This window comes from Nocardia elegans NBRC 108235, assembly GCF_001612845.1.
Classification (GTDB): Bacteria; Actinomycetota; Actinomycetes; order Mycobacteriales; family Mycobacteriaceae; genus Nocardia; species Nocardia nova.
Map to the genome: position 1 here is coordinate 79,776 of NZ_BDBF01000009.1, position 19,596 is coordinate 99,371.

Annotated in this window: 17 protein-coding genes; 12 read left to right on the plus strand and 5 right to left on the minus strand. The window is 66.3% G+C overall.

Annotated features, from left to right (window positions below; genetic code table 11):
* Positions 1–133 precede the first annotated feature (133 nt).
* On the plus strand, positions 134–1,237 hold the full coding sequence (locus NE2_RS07670) for an alkane 1-monooxygenase (protein WP_063025143.1): 1,104 nt from the start codon (positions 134–136) through the stop codon (positions 1,235–1,237).
* Between the two features lie 22 nt (positions 1,238–1,259).
* Here NE2_RS07670 and NE2_RS07675 read toward each other — a convergent pair whose 3' ends face one another.
* A complete protein-coding gene (locus NE2_RS07675; RefSeq protein WP_063025145.1) occupies positions 1,260–2,618 on the minus strand; it encodes a cation:dicarboxylate symporter family transporter in 1,359 nt (452 codons plus the stop codon).
* Between the two features lie 148 nt (positions 2,619–2,766).
* Between NE2_RS07675 and NE2_RS07680 the strand changes: the two genes are divergently transcribed.
* The 3 genes from NE2_RS07680 to ahcY all read left to right on the plus strand — a co-directional run bounded on the left by NE2_RS07680 (position 2,767) and on the right by ahcY (position 6,645).
* A complete protein-coding gene (locus NE2_RS07680; RefSeq protein WP_063025147.1) occupies positions 2,767–4,299 on the plus strand; it encodes a sensor histidine kinase in 1,533 nt (510 codons plus the stop codon).
* Positions 4,296–5,000, plus strand: a complete 705-nt coding sequence (locus NE2_RS07685) for a response regulator (RefSeq protein ID WP_063025149.1) — start codon at positions 4,296–4,298, stop codon at positions 4,998–5,000. The genes NE2_RS07680 and NE2_RS07685 overlap by 4 nt, the downstream gene beginning before the upstream one ends.
* Before the next feature lie 163 nt (positions 5,001–5,163).
* Entirely contained in the window at positions 5,164–6,645 is a 1,482-nt protein-coding gene (ahcY, locus tag NE2_RS07690) for an adenosylhomocysteinase (protein ID WP_063018889.1), read from the plus strand.
* A gap of 68 nt (positions 6,646–6,713) precedes the next feature.
* On the opposite strand, the gene NE2_RS07695 is transcribed toward ahcY, so the two are convergent.
* Complete coding sequence (locus NE2_RS07695; RefSeq protein ID WP_063025151.1) at positions 6,714–7,088, minus strand: hypothetical protein; 375 nt, start codon at positions 7,086–7,088, stop codon at positions 6,714–6,716.
* Positions 7,089–7,253: 165 nt separating this feature from the next.
* Here NE2_RS07695 and NE2_RS07700 point away from each other — a divergent pair, with 165 nt between their 5' ends.
* From NE2_RS07700 to NE2_RS07730, 8 genes are all read left to right on the plus strand, one after another.
* Complete coding sequence (locus NE2_RS07700; RefSeq protein WP_063025153.1) at positions 7,254–7,901, plus strand: dTMP kinase; 648 nt, start codon at positions 7,254–7,256, stop codon at positions 7,899–7,901.
* Between the two features lie 79 nt (positions 7,902–7,980).
* Positions 7,981–8,658 carry an MtrAB system response regulator MtrA gene (mtrA, locus tag NE2_RS07705; protein WP_030515021.1) on the plus strand — a complete coding sequence of 226 codons (678 nt, stop codon included), beginning with the start codon at positions 7,981–7,983 and terminating at the stop codon, positions 8,656–8,658.
* Positions 8,655–10,607, plus strand: a complete 1,953-nt coding sequence (gene mtrB / locus NE2_RS07710; RefSeq protein ID WP_084493874.1) for an MtrAB system histidine kinase MtrB — start codon at positions 8,655–8,657, stop codon at positions 10,605–10,607. The genes mtrA and mtrB overlap by 4 nt, the downstream gene beginning before the upstream one ends.
* Positions 10,604–12,415: an MtrAB system accessory lipoprotein LpqB gene (gene lpqB, locus NE2_RS07715; protein WP_063025155.1), complete on the plus strand. Its 1,812-nt coding sequence runs from the start codon at positions 10,604–10,606 to the stop codon at positions 12,413–12,415. The genes mtrB and lpqB overlap by 4 nt, the downstream gene beginning before the upstream one ends.
* A gap of 110 nt (positions 12,416–12,525) precedes the next feature.
* Positions 12,526–12,765: a hypothetical protein gene (locus NE2_RS35510; RefSeq protein ID WP_146165238.1), complete on the plus strand. Its 240-nt coding sequence runs from the start codon at positions 12,526–12,528 to the stop codon at positions 12,763–12,765.
* Between the two features lie 244 nt (positions 12,766–13,009).
* Entirely contained in the window at positions 13,010–13,654 is a 645-nt protein-coding gene (locus NE2_RS07720; RefSeq protein WP_063025157.1) for a ComF family protein, read from the plus strand.
* A gap of 334 nt (positions 13,655–13,988) precedes the next feature.
* Positions 13,989–14,648, plus strand: coding sequence for a ribosome hibernation-promoting factor, HPF/YfiA family (gene hpf, locus NE2_RS07725; RefSeq protein WP_373862232.1), 660 nt, complete (start codon positions 13,989–13,991; stop codon positions 14,646–14,648).
* A gap of 118 nt (positions 14,649–14,766) precedes the next feature.
* Positions 14,767–16,059, plus strand: coding sequence for an acetyl-CoA C-acyltransferase (locus tag NE2_RS07730; protein ID WP_063025159.1), 1,293 nt, complete (start codon positions 14,767–14,769; stop codon positions 16,057–16,059).
* 8 nt (positions 16,060–16,067) lie between these two features.
* Here the strand turns inward: NE2_RS07730 and bluB are convergent, their stop codons facing one another.
* From bluB to NE2_RS07745, 3 genes are all read right to left on the minus strand, one after another.
* Positions 16,068–16,697 (minus strand): 5,6-dimethylbenzimidazole synthase, encoded by a 630-nt coding sequence (bluB, locus tag NE2_RS07735; RefSeq protein WP_063025161.1) that lies wholly within the window; start codon positions 16,695–16,697, stop codon positions 16,068–16,070.
* Between the two features lie 87 nt (positions 16,698–16,784).
* Positions 16,785–18,041 (minus strand): fatty acid desaturase family protein, encoded by a 1,257-nt coding sequence (locus tag NE2_RS07740; protein ID WP_063025167.1) that lies wholly within the window; start codon positions 18,039–18,041, stop codon positions 16,785–16,787.
* Positions 18,042–18,137: 96 nt separating this feature from the next.
* Positions 18,138–19,538: a fatty acid desaturase family protein gene (locus NE2_RS07745; protein ID WP_063025169.1), complete on the minus strand. Its 1,401-nt coding sequence runs from the start codon at positions 19,536–19,538 to the stop codon at positions 18,138–18,140.
* Positions 19,539–19,596: the final 58 nt, after the last annotated feature.

Consider the following 19,596-nt stretch of genomic DNA (forward strand, 5'->3'; position numbering starts at 1 on the left):
TTTGAACCGGGCGTAACGGCCCCGGAGCAGCTACATATTTACCTGGCAGGAGTCCAGGTTCATTCAAGTGGGGCAATAAGTGCAAACGGTCGGCAAACGCTCGGGTTCGGCTGATCCCAAGAAGCATCTGTGGATGTTGGGATTGATCGCTCCGGGCTGCGCATTGCTCCCTTCCCAGCTGGTCGCCCGGACCGGCATCGAAGCGTTCTGGTGGATCGGGCCGATCATCGTGCTGATCGTGATACCGCTCCTGGACTGGTTCGTCGGCGAGGACGGCACGAACCCGCGCGACGAGGATTACGAGCGGCTCTCCCACGACCGCTACTACCGGTGGTGCACCTATCTGTTCCTGCCCATCCAGCTGGCCGGGCTGGTGATCGCGGCCTACATGTGGTCGGGTGACGAACTCGACGTGGTGGACAAGCTCGGGCTGGCGGCGACGCTCGGTTTCGTCAGCGGTATCGGCATCAACGCCGCGCACGAGCTGGGGCATCGGGTGGAACGGCTGGAGCGGTGGCTGGCCAAGCTCGCACTGGCGCAGTCCGGATACGGGCATTTCTTCGTCGAACACAACAAGGGTCACCACGCGCGGGTGGCCACCCCGGACGATCCGGCCAGTGCCCGGATGGGCGAATCGCTGTGGATGTTCCTGCCGCGCAGCATCTTCGGCGGACTGCGCTCGGCGATCCGGCTGGAACGCGAAAGGCTGCACCGCAAGGGCCTCGGCTGGTGGAACGTGCGCAACAACATCCTGCAGGCGTGGTCGATGACGGTGGTGCTCTACGGTGCGCTGCTGGCGGTGTTCGGTTTCGCCATGCTCCCGTATCTGCTGCTGCAGGCCGTCATCGGATTCGGGCTGCTGGAAACCGTGAACTACGTCGAGCACTACGGGTTGTTGCGCCGTCGCCTGCCCGGTGGGCGCTGGGCGCGCTGCTCGCCGGCCGACAGCTGGAACTCCGATCGGCTGGTCACCAACATCTTCCTGTTCCATCTGCAGCGTCACAGCGACCACCACGCCAATCCGGGCCGCCGCTATCAGACCCTGCGCAGCACCCAGGAGGCTCCGCAACTGCCGGCGGGTTACGCGACGATGATCCTGCTGGCCACCGTTCCGCCGCTGTGGCGGCGGGTGATGGATCCGAGGGTCGCCGCCCACTACGCGGGCGATCTCGGCCGAGCCAACATCGCGCCGCGTAGGCGGGAGCGCACCCTGGCCGTCTACCGGCTCGCCGGATAGCGGGTTCGGGCAGGACCAGGTTTCAGGCGGGGACGAGCTCGGTCCGTTCTGGGGGAGTTGCGGGTGCTTCGGCGGGTTCGTCGTCGACCATGGTCGTCTCGTCGAAGGGGAGTTCGCGGTCGAGCACGGCACGCAAGCGCACATCGTCGATGGTTTTGGTCCAGGTTCCCACCAGGACGGTGGCGACGGCGTTGCCGGAGAAGTTGGTGATGGCGCGGGCCTCGGACATGAATCGGTCGATCCCGACGATCAGGCCCACACCGTCGATCAGATCCGGGCGATGGCTCTGCAAACCGCCGGCCAGGGTGGCCAGACCCGCGCCGGTAACCCCGGCCGCGCCCTTGGAGGCGACGATCATGAACACCAGCAGGCCGATCTGCTGCCCCAGCGTCAGTGGCTTACCCATCGCGTCGGCGATGAACAGCGAGGACATCGTCAGGTAGATCGCGGTGCCGTCCAGGTTGAACGAATATCCGGTCGGCACCACGATGCCCACCGTCGAGCGTTCGACCCCCAGATGTTCCATCTTCGCGATCAACCGCGGCAACGCGGACTCCGAGGACGAGGTGGAGAAGATCAGGAGATATTCGCGGGCCAGGTAGCGAACCAGCTTGAAGATCGATACGCCCGAACTCACCCGCAGCAGCACGCCCAGTACGCCGAAGACGAAGACCAGGCAGGTCAGATAGAACGCGAGCATCAGTGCCGCGAGTTGTTTCACCGCATCCAGTCCGGTCGCCGCCACCACGTTCGCGATCGCGCCGAAGGCACCGAGCGGTGCCAGCCACAGGATCATGGTCAGGATCTTGAACACCAGCTTCTGTGCCAGTCCCACCGCGCGCAGGATCGGTTCGCCCTGCTTGCCCATCGCCTGCACGGCGAAGCCGACCAGCAGCGCCACGAACAGGGTCTGCAGCACGCTGCCGGCGGTCAGCGACGAGAGCAGCGAGGTCGGAATGATGCTTTCCAGGAAGTGCCAGGTGCCACCGCTGCCTTCGGCCTGTTTCACGTAGCCGGCGGCAGCGCCGATGTGTTCGTGGACGTTCAGGCCGCTGCCCGGCTGCAGCAGGTTGCCGACGACGAGACCGATCGTCAGAGCCACCGTCGACATGATCAGGAAGTAGCCGATCGACAGGCCGCCGATCTTGCCGACCCGTGCTGCCGCCCGCACCGAACCGATACCCAGCACGATCGTGCAGAAGATGACCGGGGAGATCATCATCTTGATCAGGTTGACGAACATGGTGCCCAGCTCGCCCACGGACTTTCCGAATGCGGGCGCCAGCCAGCCGACGAGTACGCCGGCCACGACTGCCACGATGACGGCGAGATAGAGCCAATGGGTACGGTCGCGACGGTGCGTCCGTGTCGAGTCGCTCATGAGATGTGCCTCCGGTGCTGCCCGATCTGTCCCTCGGGTTCGTACTGTGATGATGGGGGTGACCGTGACCTCGGTCACCATTACGTACGTTTCGTTCACGGGAGGACCGTTGCGGGCGAGAGGCCGGACCGCCGGACGTGGGCGGGGCATGACCCTGGCCGGCCAGGTCTTCGTGGTGCAGCTGGCGGTCCTGGTGGTGGTGATCGCGGTCGGATCGGCGCTGGCGGTGTGGGAGGTGCGCCGGGAACAGGACGATGCGACGGCTCGGCGGGTCACCGGCATCGCGGTGGCTCTCGCGCAGGCGCCTTCCACGGCGGCCGCCGTGCGGACGCCGGATCCCACGGCCGTGCTGCAGCCGGTGACCGAACGGATCCGGCAGCGGACCGGGGTGGACTTCATCGTGGTGATGGCCCCCGACCGCACCCGGTACACCCATACCGATGTCAGCCGGATCGGACAACCGTTCAGTGGCAACATCGATCGGGCACTGGCCGGTGAGACGTTCACCGAGACCTACACCGGGACGCTGGGCCCGTCGATCCGGGCGGTCACACCCGTCGTCGACGACACCGGCCGGGTCGTCGCGCTGGTCTCGGCGGGCGTGACCCGGGCCCGCATCGGCGATCAGGTGAGTGCGCAGCTGCCGCTGATCCTCGGGGCGGCCGGCGCCGGTCTGCTGCTGGCCGTCCTGGGCGCACTGCTGCTGCGCCGCCGGCTGCTGCGCCAGACCCAGGGACTGGGTCCGGCCGAACTGCGGACGCTCTACGAACATCACGACGCGGTGCTGCACTCCGTGCACGAGGGCTTGATCGTGTTCGACCGCGACGACGAGGTGGCGGCGGTGGTCAACGACGAGGCCAGACGCTTGCTCGAACTCCCGGACGGCCCGGTGCGACGCGCCGATCTGCCGGTCTCGCTGCGGCGCCTCGACGCGACCGTGATCCGCGACGAGATGCACGTGACAGCGGCGCGGGTGCTGGTGGTCAATCAGGACGTCGTCTCCTGGGCGGGGCGGCGCCTCGGCACCGTCCTCACCATCCGTGACCACACCGAATTGCGCGACATCATGGGTGAATTGGACTCCGCGCGCGGTCTGGCGGAATCGCTGCGCGCACAGGCGCACGAGGCGGCCAACCGGTTGCATGCGGTGATCACCATGGTCGAGCTGGGCAATGTCGCCGGAGCCGTCGATTTCGCGACGGCAGAGCTACAGCTGTCCCAGGCGCTGATCGACCGCCTGACCGATGCGGTCCACGAGCCGGTACTGGTGGCACTGCTGCTCGGCAAGGTCGACCGGGCCATCGAGCGCGGAGTGGAGCTGACCGTCGCCGACGACACGGCGCTGGAATCCGCCGCTCCGCTGACCACGCAGGAAATGGTCACCCTGGTCGGGAACCTCGTCGACAACGCGGTGGACGCGGTGGCGCAGAATCCCGACGCGTGGGTCGAGGTGACGGTCCGCTCGGAGGCCTCGGCGCTGGTGGTCAGGGTCGCCGACAGCGGCCCGGGAATGTCGGAGGAGACCTTCGCCCGGGCGATGGAGCGGGGATATACGACCAAGGCCGAACATCACGGCCTCGGCCTGGCGCTGGTGTGGCGGCTGGTGACCCGATACGGTGGCTCGCTGCGAGCCGAGCGAAGTCCCGAATCCGCTGTCGTGGTGAGGATTCCGGTGCGATGACGGGCCAGCCGATCCGGGTGCTGATCGTGGAGGACGAACCGCGCATCGCCGAGGCGCATCACTCGTATGTCACGCGGGTGGCGGGATTCGAGCCGGTGGGCGTGGCCGCCACCGGCCGCGACGCCATCCGGACGGCGACGCACGCCGCCGCCGCGGGAACTCCGATCGATCTGGTGCTGATGGATCTGGGGCTGCCCGATATCGGCGGGCTCGAGGTGACCGCCGCCCTGGCCCGGCTGCGTCCGCGACCCGATGTCATCGCCATCACCTCGGCGCGCGACCTCGAGATGGTGCGTGCCGCGGTCGCGCACGGAATAGCGCTGTATCTGCTGAAACCGTTCACTTTCGCGGCTTTCCGGGACAAACTCGAGCGCTACCTGGAATTCCGGGCCGCGCTGCCGGCCGATGATTCGACATTGACCCAGCACGACATCGATAGGGCATTGAGCGCGCTGCGTACCACCGATCCGAAGGCATCCGCGCCGAAAGGTATTGCGCCGCAGACACTCCAGGAGATCTCCCGGGCGGTGCGCGAAGCCCCGGACGGGCTGTCGGCGACCGAAACCGGCCGCGCCGTGGGGGTTTCGCGGGTCACGGCATGGCGGTATCTGGAGCAGCTGGCCGCCGACGGCGTGGTGGAGCGCCGATCGGACTACGGCCGAGCCGGGCGTCCCCAGGTCCGATACGTCTGGCGCCGGTGATGTGCGGTCGGCTGTGCGGACGGTCGGCCGGGCGAGCACCGGCGCGGTCGGGACCAAATACGATCCGGCTCGGCTGCCGCACCCCGTCGGCGTACACCGAACGCGTGTGAGCGACTAGCCTGAGTTGTCGAACCGACATCCACCGAGAGGCTGATCCAGGCGCATGACGACCTCAGAACTTTCCGCTCAGACGAACCTGACTCCCGATGTCCGCAACGGCATCGACTACAAGGTGGCGGATCTGTCGCTGGCCGAGTTCGGCCGCAAGGAGATTCGACTGGCCGAACACGAGATGCCCGGTCTGATGGCGCTGCGCCGCGAGTACGCGGAGGTGCAGCCGCTGAAGGGTGCGCGCATCTCCGGTTCGCTGCACATGACGGTCCAGACCGCGGTGCTGATCGAGACCCTGGTCGAACTGGGTGCGCAGGTGCGCTGGGCCTCGTGCAACATCTTCTCCACCCAGGATCACGCGGCCGCCGCGGTCGTGGTGGGCCCGCACGGCACCGTCGACGAGCCCAAGGGCACCCCGGTCTTCGCCTGGAAGGGCGAGACCCTGGAGGAGTACTGGTGGGCGGCCGAGCAGATGCTGACCTGGCCGGGCGAGCCGGCCAACATGATCCTCGACGACGGTGGTGACGCCACCATGCTGGTGCTGCGCGGCGCCCAGTTCGAGAAGGCGGGGGTCGTCCCGCCCGAGGACGAGTCGCATTCGACCGAATACAAGGTCTTCCTCAACCTGCTGCGCGCGAGCCTGGCCGCCGACGCCGGCAAGTGGAGCGCGATCGCCGAATCGGTGCAGGGTGTCACCGAGGAGACCACCACCGGCGTGCTGCGGCTGTACCAGTTCGCCGCCGCCGGTGAGCTGACCTTCCCGGCGATCAACGTCAACGACTCGGTCACCAAGTCCAAGTTCGACAACAAGTACGGCACCCGCCATTCGCTGATCGACGGCATCAACCGCGGCACCGATGTGCTGATCGGCGGTAAGAAGGTGCTGATCTGCGGTTACGGCGATGTGGGCAAGGGCTGCGCGGAGTCGATGGCCGGTCAGGGCGCGCGCGTGCAGGTCACCGAGATCGACCCGATCAACGCGCTGCAGGCGCTGATGGACGGCTTCGACGTCGTCACCGTCGAGCAGGCGATCGCAGATGCCGACATCGTGATCACCTCGACCGGTAACAAGGACATCATCGGCCTGGACCACATGAAGGCGATGAAGGATCAGGCGATCCTGGGCAATATCGGCCACTTCGACAACGAGATCGATATGGCCGCGCTGGAGAACTCCGGGGCCACCAAGCTGAACATCAAGCCGCAGGTCGACCTGTGGACCTTCGATTCCGGCAAGTCGATCATCGTGCTGTCCGAAGGCCGGCTGCTGAACCTGGGCAACGCCACCGGCCATCCCTCGTTCGTGATGAGCAACAGCTTCTCCAACCAGGTCATCGCGCAGATCGAGCTGTGGACCAAGCCGGAGCAGTACGACAACGAGGTCTACCGCCTGCCCAAGGTGCTCGACGAGAAGGTCGCCCGCATCCACGTCGAGGCGCTGGGCGGCACCCTCACCAAGCTGACCAAGGACCAGGCCGAGTACATCGGCGTGGACGTCGAGGGCCCGTTCAAGCCGGAGCACTACCGGTACTGAGTTCGGAAACGGTTGTCCCGCAGGAGCTTCCGGCTTGGGCGGGACAACCGTCTCGTGCGCCGCGACGCTCAGATCTGGCAGGTGGGGCTGGGGTGCAGCAACCAGCACAGCACCGAGCCCGGCTCGTTCGAACCGCTCGCCGACCCGGATCCGAGCGGCGTGTCGGCGATCGCGGTGTTCGCCTCCGGCGTCCGGGCTGTCGTCGTGGCGGCACAGACGGTGCCGGGGGTGCATCCGTGGCTGATGTCGCCGAGCAGTTTCAACAGGTCGATGATGCTGCTGCCGGCGCCGCCGTCGGTGGCCGAATCCGCGCTTCCGGAGGTGCCCGCGACCGGGACGGCCGGCTCGAGCGGGAGCGGTGCGGCCGCCGCGGCACCGGCGGCGAGGCCCGCGGTGAGCGCGAGAGTCGCTGCGGCGGTGGGTAATACACGAGAGATGAGCATGGGCGCCTTCCTGTTTTCGGGACGCTTCCTTGATCCCGCGCGGCGTCGCGGCCGTTATCCGGCGCGATGCCCCCAAAAGTAGCGTCTTCTGAAACGTTGACGTTTCCGATAACGCGCCGCGGGTGCGTGGAACAGGGCGGACGCAAAAGTTGTAACCTGCACGTTATGGGTGCACTCATCGCGGTAGAGGGCCTCGACGGCGCGGGTAAGCGGACATTGATCGACGCCGTCGTCGCAGGTCTGCGCGGCCGCGGTCTGCGCGTGGAGACGCTGGCCTTCCCGCGCTACGGCCGGTCGATCCACGCGGATCTCGCGGCCGAGGCCCTGCGCGGCCGGCACGGCGATGTGGCCGCATCCGTGAGCGCGATGGCGCTGCTGTTCGCCCTGGATCGCGCCGAGGCCCGCGACGAGTTGTCGAAACTGTTGGTGGACAACGATATTGTGCTGCTCGATCGGTATGTCGCCTCCAATGCCGCCTACAGCGCCGCGCGGGCCGGCGAGCAGGCGGACGGCGAAACGAGTTCGTGGGTAGCGGAATTGGAGTTCGGCCGGTTCGAACTGCCGGTCCCCGATATCCAGATACTGCTCGACGTGCCGACCGAGCTGGCGGTCGAACGCGCCCGGCGCCGAGGTGAACTCGACACGGCACGCGCGCTCGACGCCTACGAACGGGATATATCGCTGCAGGAACGTACGGCGGCGGTCTATCGTGTGTTGGCCGAATCGCGGTGGCACGGGCCGTGGTGGGTCCATGCGCCGCAGGACGATCCGGTCCGACTCACCGAACGACTGGCGGAAATGATTGGCCGATAGGGTGGCATGTGCGTCGGTAATGTAACCAGTGTTGGCGTGGTTGCCCGTTCCGAGCCGGAGAGATGACAACATAGTAATTATGAAGCCGAAGATTCTGGTCGTCGACGACGATATGGCGCTCGCCGAGATGCTCACGATCGTCTTGCGCGGCGAGGGTTTCGACCCCCATGTGGTCGGCGACGGCACGCAGGCGCTCACCGCGGTCCGGGAACTACGCCCGGATCTGGTGCTGCTCGACCTCATGCTTCCGGGTATGAACGGTATCGACGTGTGCCGGGTGCTGCGCGCCGATTCCGGTGTGCCGATCGTGATGTTGACGGCCAAGACCGACACGGTCGACGTCGTCCTGGGCTTGGAATCGGGTGCCGACGACTACATCGTCAAACCCTTCAAGCCGAAGGAGCTGGTCGCGCGGGTGCGGGCGCGGTTGCGCCGTACCGACGACGAGCCGGCCGAACTCCTGTCGATCGCCGACATCGTCATCGACGTACCGGCCCACAAGGTGACCCGCAGCGGTCAGCAGATATCGCTGACTCCGCTCGAATTCGATCTGCTGGTGGCACTGGCGCGCAAACCGCGGCAGGTGTTCACCCGTGAGGTGCTGCTCGAGCAGGTGTGGGGTTACCGGCACGCGGCCGACACCCGCCTGGTGAACGTGCACGTGCAGCGACTGCGGGCCAAGGTCGAGAAGGATCCCGAGAACCCTGAGATCGTGCTGACCGTTCGTGGCGTGGGCTACAAGGCCGGACCGCCGTGATCGCAGGCTCCAGAAGCCGCGTCGAGCGGCTGCTGGCAGCTGTGGTGGCCTGGTTCAAATCCGTCGGAGAATCGCTGGGCCACACGTGGCGGCGATCGTTGCAGTTGCGCGTGGTGGTCTCCACGCTCACTCTGTCGCTGATCGTCATCACGATCCTCGGTGTGGTGCTGACCAGTCAGATCACCGACCGCCTCCTGGACGCGAAAGTCAATGCGGCCGTTGAGGAGATGAGCCGCGCTCGCAATACCGTCGAGGCGCAGCTGACGGGCGTTTCCGATTCGAGCACTCAGGCGGTCCGGCTGCAGGACGCCGTGCGCGCACTGTCGACCGGCAGCAGTTCGTCCGCCGGCGGCGCCGGAACCTACAACGTCGCGCTGGCGATGGTGGGCGACGGCCAGCAGGAGGTGACCGCCGGGCCCATCACGGAGGTGCCGGCCGAGTTGCGCCGGTTCGTCCAGCAGAACCAGGTGAGCTATCAGTTCGCGACCATCTCGGATCCGGACGGTTACCGCGGGCCGGCGCTGATCATCGGCAGCCCGAGCTCGGAGGTGCCGACACTCGAGGTCTATCTGATCTTCCCGCTCAACAACGAGCAGCGCAGCCTGAGCCTGATGCGCGGCACCATGCTGATCGGCGGCATCGTGCTGCTGCTGTTGCTGGCCGCGATCACCGCGCTGGTGGCCCGGCAGGTGGTGTTGCCGATCCGCTCGGCCGCCCGGATCGCCGGACGTTTCGCCGACGGCCGCCTCAAGGAGCGGATGCTGGTTCGGGGTGAGGACGATATGGCCAGACTCGCCATGTCGTTCAACGAAATGGCCGAAAGTCTGTCCAATCAGATCACTCAGCTCGAGGAATTCGGCAATCTGCAACGCCGCTTCACCTCCGATGTCAGTCACGAACTGCGAACTCCGCTCACCACGGTGCGCATGGCCGCCGACCTCATCCACGGATCCAGCGACGAACTCGATCCGGCGCTGGCCCGCAGTGCCGAACTGCTGGTGACCGAGCTGGACCGGTTCGAGGGTCTGCTCAACGACCTGCTCGAGATCAGCCGCCACGACGCGGGTGTGGCCGAATTGCAGATCGAATCGCTGGATGTGCGGATGTGCGCGCGGGCCGCGGTCTCCACGGTCCGGCATCTGGCCAAGGAAGCGGGCTGCGAACTGGTGGTGGACCTGCCCGAGGAACCGCTGGTCGCGGAGGTCGACCCGCGCCGCGTCGAACGCGTGCTGCGCAATCTGCTGGCCAACGCCATCGACCACAGCGAGGGCAAACCGGTCCTCATCCGCATGCGTGGTGACGTCGACGCCAACGCCGTCGCGATGGTGGTGCGCGATCAGGGTGTCGGACTTCGGCCCGGTGAGGAGAAGCTGGTCTTCAATCGCTTCTGGCGGTCGGATCCCTCGCGGATGCGGCGTTCCGGCGGTACCGGCCTCGGTCTGTCGATCAGCGTCGAGGACGCGAATCTGCACGACGGCCGGCTCGAGGCCTGGGGCGAGCCCGGGGTGGGCGCGAGCTTCCGTCTCACCCTGCCACTGGTGCGCGGACGAAAACTCGGACCGAGCCCGCTGTCGCTGGAACCGCCCAGGCGGCGACTGGCCGATCTGCCGGCCGGGTCGGTGGAGGCGGCGGACGAGCTCGCGGAACCCGCGGGCGATGCGCTCGCCGACCCGGACCCGGCCGCGAGCCGGTCACCGGCGGACGGGCTCGACGGTCACGCGGGCGTTGCCGGTACCGTCGAAGCGGATGCCGATGCCGAGCCGTCGGCGCGGACGACGCCGCCGGGCGCGGACGCCTCGGAATCGCCGGAAGCTCCGGGCTCGCCCGAAGCTCCGGAATCGCCGGACGGTGAACCGGCGGCCGAGCGGACATCGCCGAAGCCGGCGGGTGAGAGCGCGGGCGGCTCGGACGACACCGCACTCGCCGACAAAGAGGACATCAACCCATGAACCGCACCCGTCTGGCAACGCTGCTCGCCGCGCTGTTCAGCTGCGTGCTGGTCCTCGCCGGCTGCGCCAATCTGCCGGATTCCTCGGCGCCGCAGGCATTGGGAACGCTCAACCGTCAGCCGACGTCGACCGGCCCGCATCCGCCCACCTCCGGGCGGGACCCGGATCTGTTGCTGCACGACTTCCTCGACGCCACTGCCGATCCGGCGGACCACCATCGAACGGCGCGGCAGTACTTGACGCCGGGGGCCGCGGAGGGGTGGGACGACAGTGCGCGTACCGTCATCGTCGACAAACCCGACACCCTTCGGGAGTCGAGGTCGGAGGACTCCGCGACCTACCGCATTCGAGCGCGAAAACTGGGTGAGCTTGCCGCGGACGGGTCTTTCCGCGCCCAGGACAATACGTACGAGACCAGAATCGAAATGAGCAAGGTCGGCGACGAGTGGCGCATCAGCCAGGTGGAACCGGGCGTGGTAGTAGACAGCTCCGCGTTCTACAAGTCGTATCGTCGGTATCCGCTGTATTTCGCCAACAGCCCCGGGACCACCATGGTTCCCGAGTTGCGTTGGATCTCGAGCCCGAAGGATCAACTGACGCAGCGGCTGGTAGGACTGCTGGCCGCGGGCCCACAGCCGGCCCTGTCGCCGGCCGTGCGCAATATGCTCGCCCCGCCCGTCAGCGTGCGCGAAGGTATCACCAAAGCCAACGGTGAACCGGATAACGTCGGCGTCGGGCTGGGCGGGGTACGCATAGATTTCGCCGGTGCCTCGGCTCTTGATGCGCACAGTAAGGAAATGCTGGCGGCCCAGGTGGTACTGACATTGGCAGGGGCGGATATCCCCGGCCCCTACGTGTTACTCGCCGACGGCAAGCCGCTGGACGACCGGTACGCAGGCGTGGGCTGGTCGTTGGACGACGTCAGTGCGATGAACCCGACAACTCTCACAGGAGATCGGTCCCACCTCCATGCGTTGCGGGATGGCTCGCTGGTTGCCGTGGATGTCTCCAAGGGGCAGATCGTCCGTATGCCCGGATACTTCGGTGCCGCCCGAAATCTACAGTCGGTCGGATTGTCGGAAGACGGAAAGTTGATCGCCGCGGTCGCCGAGAGCGGCGAGCCCGCGCCCGCGCCGAAGCACACCCTCATCATCGGCAGCTATGACGGCGCTTCCACATTCTCGGTCGTCCAGGGCGAGACCATCACGCGGCCGTCATGGACCTCCGATGGTGAGGCCGCGTGGGCGGTGGTCGATGGAACTCGGGTGATCCGAGTTGCGCACGATCGCGGCACCGGCAACGTATCGATGCAGGACATCGATACGTCGATGCTGACTTCGGGTGAGGCGAACAGCACCGACCCGGTGCCCCGTCTCCCGATCACCGATCTCAGTATCTCCCGCGACGGAACGCGTGCGGCGATCATCGCCGGAGGCAAGGTTTACCTTGCTGTCGTGATTCAGCATCCGGACGGCAAGTTCGCACTGGTGTCGCCCAGGCCGGTGGCGGTCGATCTGAGCACAACGGCCGTATCCATCGACTGGTCCACTCCTGATTCTCTCGTTCTGGCGCGAGAAGGAGACGTGAACCCGGTGGAGTCGGTCTTTATCGATGGTTCGGAGCTGACGCCACTGTCCAGCCAGAACCTGACTCCACCTGTCCGCGTGGTAAGTGCTGCCCCCGGTATTCTTTACGCCGCCGATTCACGTGCGGTAATGCAACTGCAGTCGACAGGTCCGTCGGCGGACCGGTTTTGGCGTGAGACGCCGGGGCTCGGTGCGAACACGGTGCCGGTTCTGCCGGACTGAACAATCGATCCGCGCCGTAAACCCGTTGTGCTCCAAAGGATCTCGATGTAATGTCGGCTGCGGCCCGACGAGTTCGTCGAGCTCGGGGGTTTGTTCAGGGAGGGATTCGAATGTTCCGCAAATTGTCTGTCGCCGCAACATCTGCACTTGCCGGTGCTGTTGTCGGTATCGGGGTCGCGCACGCCGCTGACCTGCCCACTCCGGAGGGGACAGTGTTCACGGGCGAATATGCGCAATACGATTGCGCCAGGGCGTTGGAGCAGGACCTCAACGCGCTCAATGGGGCGGCGCAGGGTACTTGTGACCCCAACGGATCAGGTGGGTGGGTGCTGCACATCGGCACCCACTGACGGCGGGAACTCTGGTCCGTCCAGCAACTAGAGCGCGGCCTGGGCATCCGGTTCCGGACAATCCGGAACCGGATGCCCAGGCCGTTCGTCGGTTCGGGGCCAACTCAACCTTTCCCGTTCCCGCCGCCTTGCGAGGATTTTTTTCCGATCGACGATCATTGTCGATCGCATTGAAGCCGGGCTGTCGTGAACGGGTTGGTCCGCGCGAGCGCTACCTGTCGGTGGCCTCGGCCAGACTGGGCCGATGCGGACGCTGCTGGATTTGGTCCTGCCGCAGTACTGCGGGGGATGTGGATCGGCCGGAATCGGATGGTGCGGGGAATGTGCCGCGACACTGAGCGCGGAGCCCATGCGGGTATGGCCGCGCACCGATCCGGGGGTGCCGTGCTGGGCGTTGAGTGGATACGCGGGTCCGGCCCGGCGCGCCGTGGTGGCGGCCAAGGAATCGGGCCGCCGGGATCTGATCGCACCGCTGGGCCGGGCCGTGGCCCGCGGTATCGGCCTGCTGCGTGCTCCCGGCCGCCCGCTGATTCTGGTTCCGGCGCCGAGCCGCCGGGTCGCGGCCCGGCGTCGTGGGGGCGATCCGGTTCTGCGGACGGCGCGCGTCGCGACCGGTTGGCTGTCCGATTGCCATCTCGCACCCGTGCTGTGGGCGCGCGGTGAGGTGCGCGACTCCGTCGGACTGAGCGCGCGAGCGCGCCGGGACAATCTGGCGGGCCGGATCGTCTGCCGCATCGGTGCGACGTCGGTCCTGCGGACCCTGGCCGCTGCCGACATCGTACTGGTAGACGATGTTCTCACCACGGGCGCGACCGCGGCCGAATCGGTGCGGGTTCTGGCTCTGGCCGGGCTGAACGTACGGGCCGTGATGGTGACATGCGCCGCCTGAGTGGGAGAAATTTGCGTGAACAGTGGCGGACGGATCGTTGGCGTAATAGCGTTGCTGACAGAGCGATCTGACACCCGAACCCAGAGTTTGGAGGTGGCGACTCGGACGACTTCGTACCGAGCATTCCGGCATGAGTGGCGGGCCACGGGTGGCAGTCTGCAAGCCCTTTCCGAATCCCGCGCAACCTCTCTCCGGTCGGCTCGGTGCGGTTGCTAACCCGCCGCACATGGAGTTGTGCGGCCAGATCCGGGAGGTACGCGTGACGACTTCACGACCTTCAGTGAAAGAAGCAGATCCCTCGACCGGTACGGGCACCCAGCTGGGTTCCGGTGAACTGAACGGAGCCGAACAGACTATTTCGGATGTGCCCCGGACGCCCGAAGCGGACGTCGTGGTCAAGGGACGTAACGTCGAGGTACCCGATCATTTCCGCATTCACGTCGCGGACCGACTCTCCCGTCTGGAACGTTTCGACCCGTCGATATACCTCTTCGATGTCGAGTTGTTCCATGAACGAAACCGCCGCCAGCGCAAGAACTGTCAGCGTGTCGAGATCACCGTGCGCGGCAAGGGCCCGGTGGTCCGGGCCGAAGCCTGTGCCGACAGTTTCTACGGCGCACTGGAATCCGCGGTGGTCAAACTCGAGGCCCGATTGCGGCGCAGCAAGGATCGCCGCCGGGTGCACTACGGCGAGAAGACACCCGTATCCGTCGCGGAGGCGACAGCCGCGCTGGTCGAGGACACCCTCCCCGTCGGCGCCGACGGATCCGAGTCGGCCGACCGTGCCGATACCGAATCGAGCGAGTACGCCGGGCCGGGGCATATCGTGCGCACCAAGGTCCATTCCGCGACTCCGATGTCGGTGGACGACGCGCTGTATCAGATGGAACTCGTCGGCCACGATTTCTTCCTCTTCCACGACCGCGAGACCGACCGACCGTCGGTGGTCTATCGCCGCCACGCCTTCGACTACGGGTTGATCAGGCTGACATAACGAGTTTTCGGGAGCTGGACGGCCGGGGCCGAGACGCCCCGGCCGTTCGTCGTTCACCGGGCCGGCGAGATTACCGTGACATCTTGTATCGGCATCTTGCTCGCCCTACTGTAAAGGCATGGCCACCAAGCGTTCTCGTCGCGCCGTCATCGTCGCCGGTGCTCGTACCCCATTCCTGCGCGCTTTCACCGACTACACGCGGATGGACACCATCGATCTGGGTGTCCTGGCGGTGGGCGGGCTGCTCGAGCGGACCGGACTGCCCGAGAATCAGGTGCAGGCGATGGTGTGGGGCGGGGTGATCCTGCCGAGTGTGGCGCCCAACGTCGCCCGGGAGATCGCCTTGGATCTGGGTCTCGACCACGGTTGCGAGGGCTACACGGTCACCCGTGCGTGCGCCTCCGGACTGCAGGCCGTGACCGCGGCGGCGGCCGCCATCGAACGCGGGGAATACGACATCATGGTCGCGGGCGGCAGCGATTCCACCAGCAATGCCGAGGTGAAGCTGCCGCAGAAGATGGTGCACGCGGCCGCGCCGCTGGCCCTGGGCAAGCCGAAGCCGAAGGACTATCTGTCCGCGGTGGCGCAGCTGGCGCCGTTCACGGATCTGCTGCCGCGCCGGCCGAAGATCGCCGAGCGCACCACCGGCGAGGTGATGGGGGAGTCGGCGGAGAAGATGGCCCGCATCAACGGCATCACCCGGGAACAGCAGGATGCCTTCGCCGCCCGTTCGCACCATCGCGCGGCGGCGGCGATCGAATCCGGCCGGTTCGATCGGGAGGTGCTCGCGGTCGCCACGCCGGACGGGAAGACGGTCACCCGCGACGGACTCGTGCGCGCGAACACCGGTGTCGAGAAGCTGGCGACCCTCGCCCCGGTCTTCGAGCGCGACGGCACGGTGACGGCGGGCAACGCCAGCCCGCTCACCGACGGCGCGGCCGCGGTGCTGCTGATGAGCGAGGAGAAGGCGCGCGCCCTGGGCTTCGAACCGCTGGCGGCCTTCCGGTCCTGGAGTTTCGTCAGCGTCGACCCGTCCGATCAGGTGCTGATCGGTCCGGCCATCTCCATGCCGCGGGCACTCGACAAGGCGGGGCTGGCCTTGTCGGACATCGATGTCGTCGATATCCACGAGGCCTTCGCCGCCCAGACCCTCTCGGTGGTGTCGGCCCTGGGCAGCGACGCGTGGGCCAAATCCCGGCTGGACCGTGACAGTGCCGTCGGCGAGATCGACCCGGACAGCCTCAATGTGCACGGCGGTTCGATCTCGATCGGCCACCCCTTCGGCGCCACCGGTGCGCGCATGGTGACGACCATGGCCAACGAGCTGGCACTCACCGGGAAGAGCGCTGCGCTACTGGGCATTTGCGCAGCGGGAGGGCATGGCGCGTCCGCGGTCCTCGAACGGGTGTAGGCAGGGCGCTAGTACCGCTCCCAGTGGATCGCGTCGTCGAGTGGCCGCCGGTCGCGCCAGCCGAACCGTTCCAGATCCGGCGTGTGCTGGAATTCGTGCACCGGGCCGACGCACAGCCACGCGACGGGACGAATGCCGGCGGGCAGCTCGATCAAGTCGGTGAGGAACGGTGCGTCATAGAAACTCACCCAGCCGACGCCCACCCCTTCGGCGGTCGCGGCCAGCCACAGGTTCTGGATCGCGAGAACCGTAGAGTACAAACCGGTTTCGGGCACCGTCGCGCGACCGAGGATCTGCGGGCCGCCACGACTGTCGTCGTGGGTGACGACTATCCCGGTGCCGCTCTCGGTGATGCCCTCGATCTTGATCGGCTCGAAGGTGCGGGCCCGCTCCGGTGGCAGAGAATCACGGAATTCGATGCGCTTCTCGGCGACGTGTGCGGCGAAGCGCGCCAATGTCGCCGGGTCACGCACGACGACGAAATCCCACGGCTGCGAATTGCCGACGCTGGGTGCGCGATGGGCCGCGTCGAGGATTCGGAGCAGGGTCGCATCGTCGACGAGATCGCCGGTGAATTCGGCACGCACATCGCGGCGCCGCCGGATTACGTCGTAGATGCTGGATTCTTGCGTTGACACCGGTTCAGTCAATCAGGCCCGGACGCGGGCAGACGAAAGGGGCTCCCCGGATATCGAATCCGGAGAGCCCCTTCTGTTCGGTGATCGCTAGGCGGCCGAGCCGACCGTCTGCCGGCGTTCCGCCACCCGGCGCTTGCCTTCCTTCAGCGCGGTGCGCAATCCGCGCCGGCGCCCGGTTACCGGGTCGACCGTGCCGATGCCGCCGAATGCGCGCTCGGACTTGGTCTCGGGAGCGTCGTCGGTGCCGCGGCGCAGGTATTTGTTGGGCACCGACAGCTTGATGATGGTGCGCCACGATTTCGCGTACTGCACCGGCAGCGAACCGCTGGTGTAGGGCAGATCGTATTTGTCGCACAATTCCCGCACCCGCACCGAGATGGCCCGCAGCCGGTTGCTCGGCAGGTCCGGGAACAGGTGGTGTTCGATCTGATGGGAGAGGTTGCCGGTCATGAAGTGCATGACCGCGCCGCCGGTGATATTGGCACTGCCCAGCATCTGGCGCAGGTACCACTCGCCCTGCGTTTCGTTGTCCACATCACCCTTGGTGAACTTCTCCGCGCCGTCGGGGAAGTGGCCGCAGAAGATCACCGCGTTGGTCCACACATTGCGGACGATATTGGCGGTGATATTGGCCGTCAGCGTGGACAGGAAGGCCGGTCCGGTCAGCAGCGGGAAGATCACATAATCCTTCGCCGCCTGCTTGCCGACCTTCTTCAGCACGACCTTGCGGTCCTGCTCGAATTGCCGGCGTTCCGGCGAATCGGCCGACCACTTCTTCTTCGCGACCTTGCCCAGCTCCAAATGCTGGATGGCCACGCCGTATTCGAAGAACATCTGCAGCAGCAGGTTGTAGATCGGCTGTCCGAGATAGAACGGCGTCCACCGCTGATCGCGCGTCACGCGCAGCAGGCCGTAGCCGATGTCGTCATCCATACCCAGCACGTTGGTGTACTTGTGGTGCAGGTAGTTGTGCGTGATCTTCCAGTGTTCCGACGGTCCGGCGTTGTCCCACTCCCAGTTGGAAGAGTGGATTTCCGGATCGTTCATCCAGTCCCACTGGCCGTGCATGACGTTGTGGCCGATCTCCATGTTCTCGATGATCTTGGCGGCCGACAACATCGCCGTGCCGGCCAGCCAGGCCGGCGGTAGGAAACTGGCGAACAGTGTGGCGCGGCCCCCGATTTCCAGGGCGCGCTGCAAACGGATCACGTTACGGATGTAGCGGGCGTCGTTCTCGCCTCGGGAGGCCTCGATTTCGCGACGGATCGCATCCAGCTCCGCGCCGATCGCTTCCACATCCTCTGGAGTGAGGTGGGCGTATTCCTTGACATCCGAGATCGCCATGCTGGTTACACTACCGTAGGTTACGGTCCCGTAGGTTGTCTCCGGATCGGATTACAACTGTGGCGTATACCGCATTGTGATCGTGGCCGCTATGGCTTAGGTTAGTCGCCTTCGCTGTTGCCGCAACCGGACGCGCACGGTCGCTCGTCCCCGCAGTCCGCGGCGCCGGAGAATCTGCTTCTCGGCCCGAGCCTTTTCCTGCAGAGCCAGCTTGGCTTCGCGCAGCGCCTCCTTTTCCTGCCGTGCCTTCTCGCGCAGTGCGGCCTTGGCTTCGACCAGTGCCGACCGCAATCCCTGCCGCCTTCCGGTGAGCGGGTCGATGCCGGACAGCGGCTCTTCGGTATCGGCCGTCAACGGGCGGGTCAGCAGCGAGAATTTGCGTTCCGACGACGTCTCCGGGGCGTCGTCGGCGGTGCGGCGCAGGAATCGGTCGGGCAGCGCCAGTTTGTGAATCGTGCGGAACGCCAGCGCATATTGTTTGCCCAGCGAGCCCGTGGTGTACGGCAGGTCGTATTTGTCGCAGAGTTGGCGGACCTGCTCGGCGATCTCCGGATACCGATTGCTCGGAATGTCCGGAAAGAGGTGATGCTCGATCTGATAGCACAGATTGCCGCTCATGAACGCCATCGCCGGCCCGGCTTGGAAGTTGGCACTGCCCAGCATCTGCCGCAGATACCATTCCGCCCGGGTTTCCTCCGCGAACTGCTCCTGGGTGAATTTCTCGGCGCCGTCCGGGAAATGCCCGCAGAAGATCACCGCGTACGCCCACAGATTGCGGATCAGGTTGGCCGTCGCGTTGGCCTTCAGCGTCGCCTTCCAGCCCGGACCGCTCAGCAGCGGAAAGACCACGAAGTCCTTGGCGACCTGGCGGCCGGCCTTGCGCAGGAACTGCCGGTTGGGTTCGGACAGCAGTTCGCTGCGCGGAACTCCGGTCTGCAGTTTGTCGATCTTCAGATCGTGCAGGGCGATGCCCCACTCGAAGAGCGCGGCCAGGATCAGATTCGCCACCGGCTGGGCGAGATTGATCGGCTTCCACTCTTCGTCGCGGGTCATGCGCAGGATGCCGAAGCCCACGTCGTCGTCCATGCCGACGATGTTGGTGTAGGTGTGGTGCGAGAAGTTGTGCGCCCGTTTCCACTGCCCGGAGGTGCCGGTCATATCCCACTCCCAGCTGGTGGAGTGGATCTCCGGGTCGTTCATCCAGTCCCATTGCCCGTGGCTGATGTTGTGCCCGAGCTCCATATTCTCGATGATCTTGGCCACCGACAACATCGCGGTGCCGGCGACCCAGGCCCATTTGTTGCGGCCGGCGAACAGGACCGCCCGGCCCGCGGCCTCGAGCGTGCGCTGGGCGCGGATGGTGCGCCGGATGTAGGCGGCGTCACGCTCACCCAGCGATTGCTCGACCGTGCGGCGGATGGTGTCGAGTTCCTGCCCCAGTGTGTCGATATCGGCAGCCGTCAGATGCGAATACGCCTTGATGTCTGTGATGGCCACGGTCCTGCACTGCCTCCGCTTCGCTCCGGCGGTTTCGAATGAATGCCTCTGCATCGCG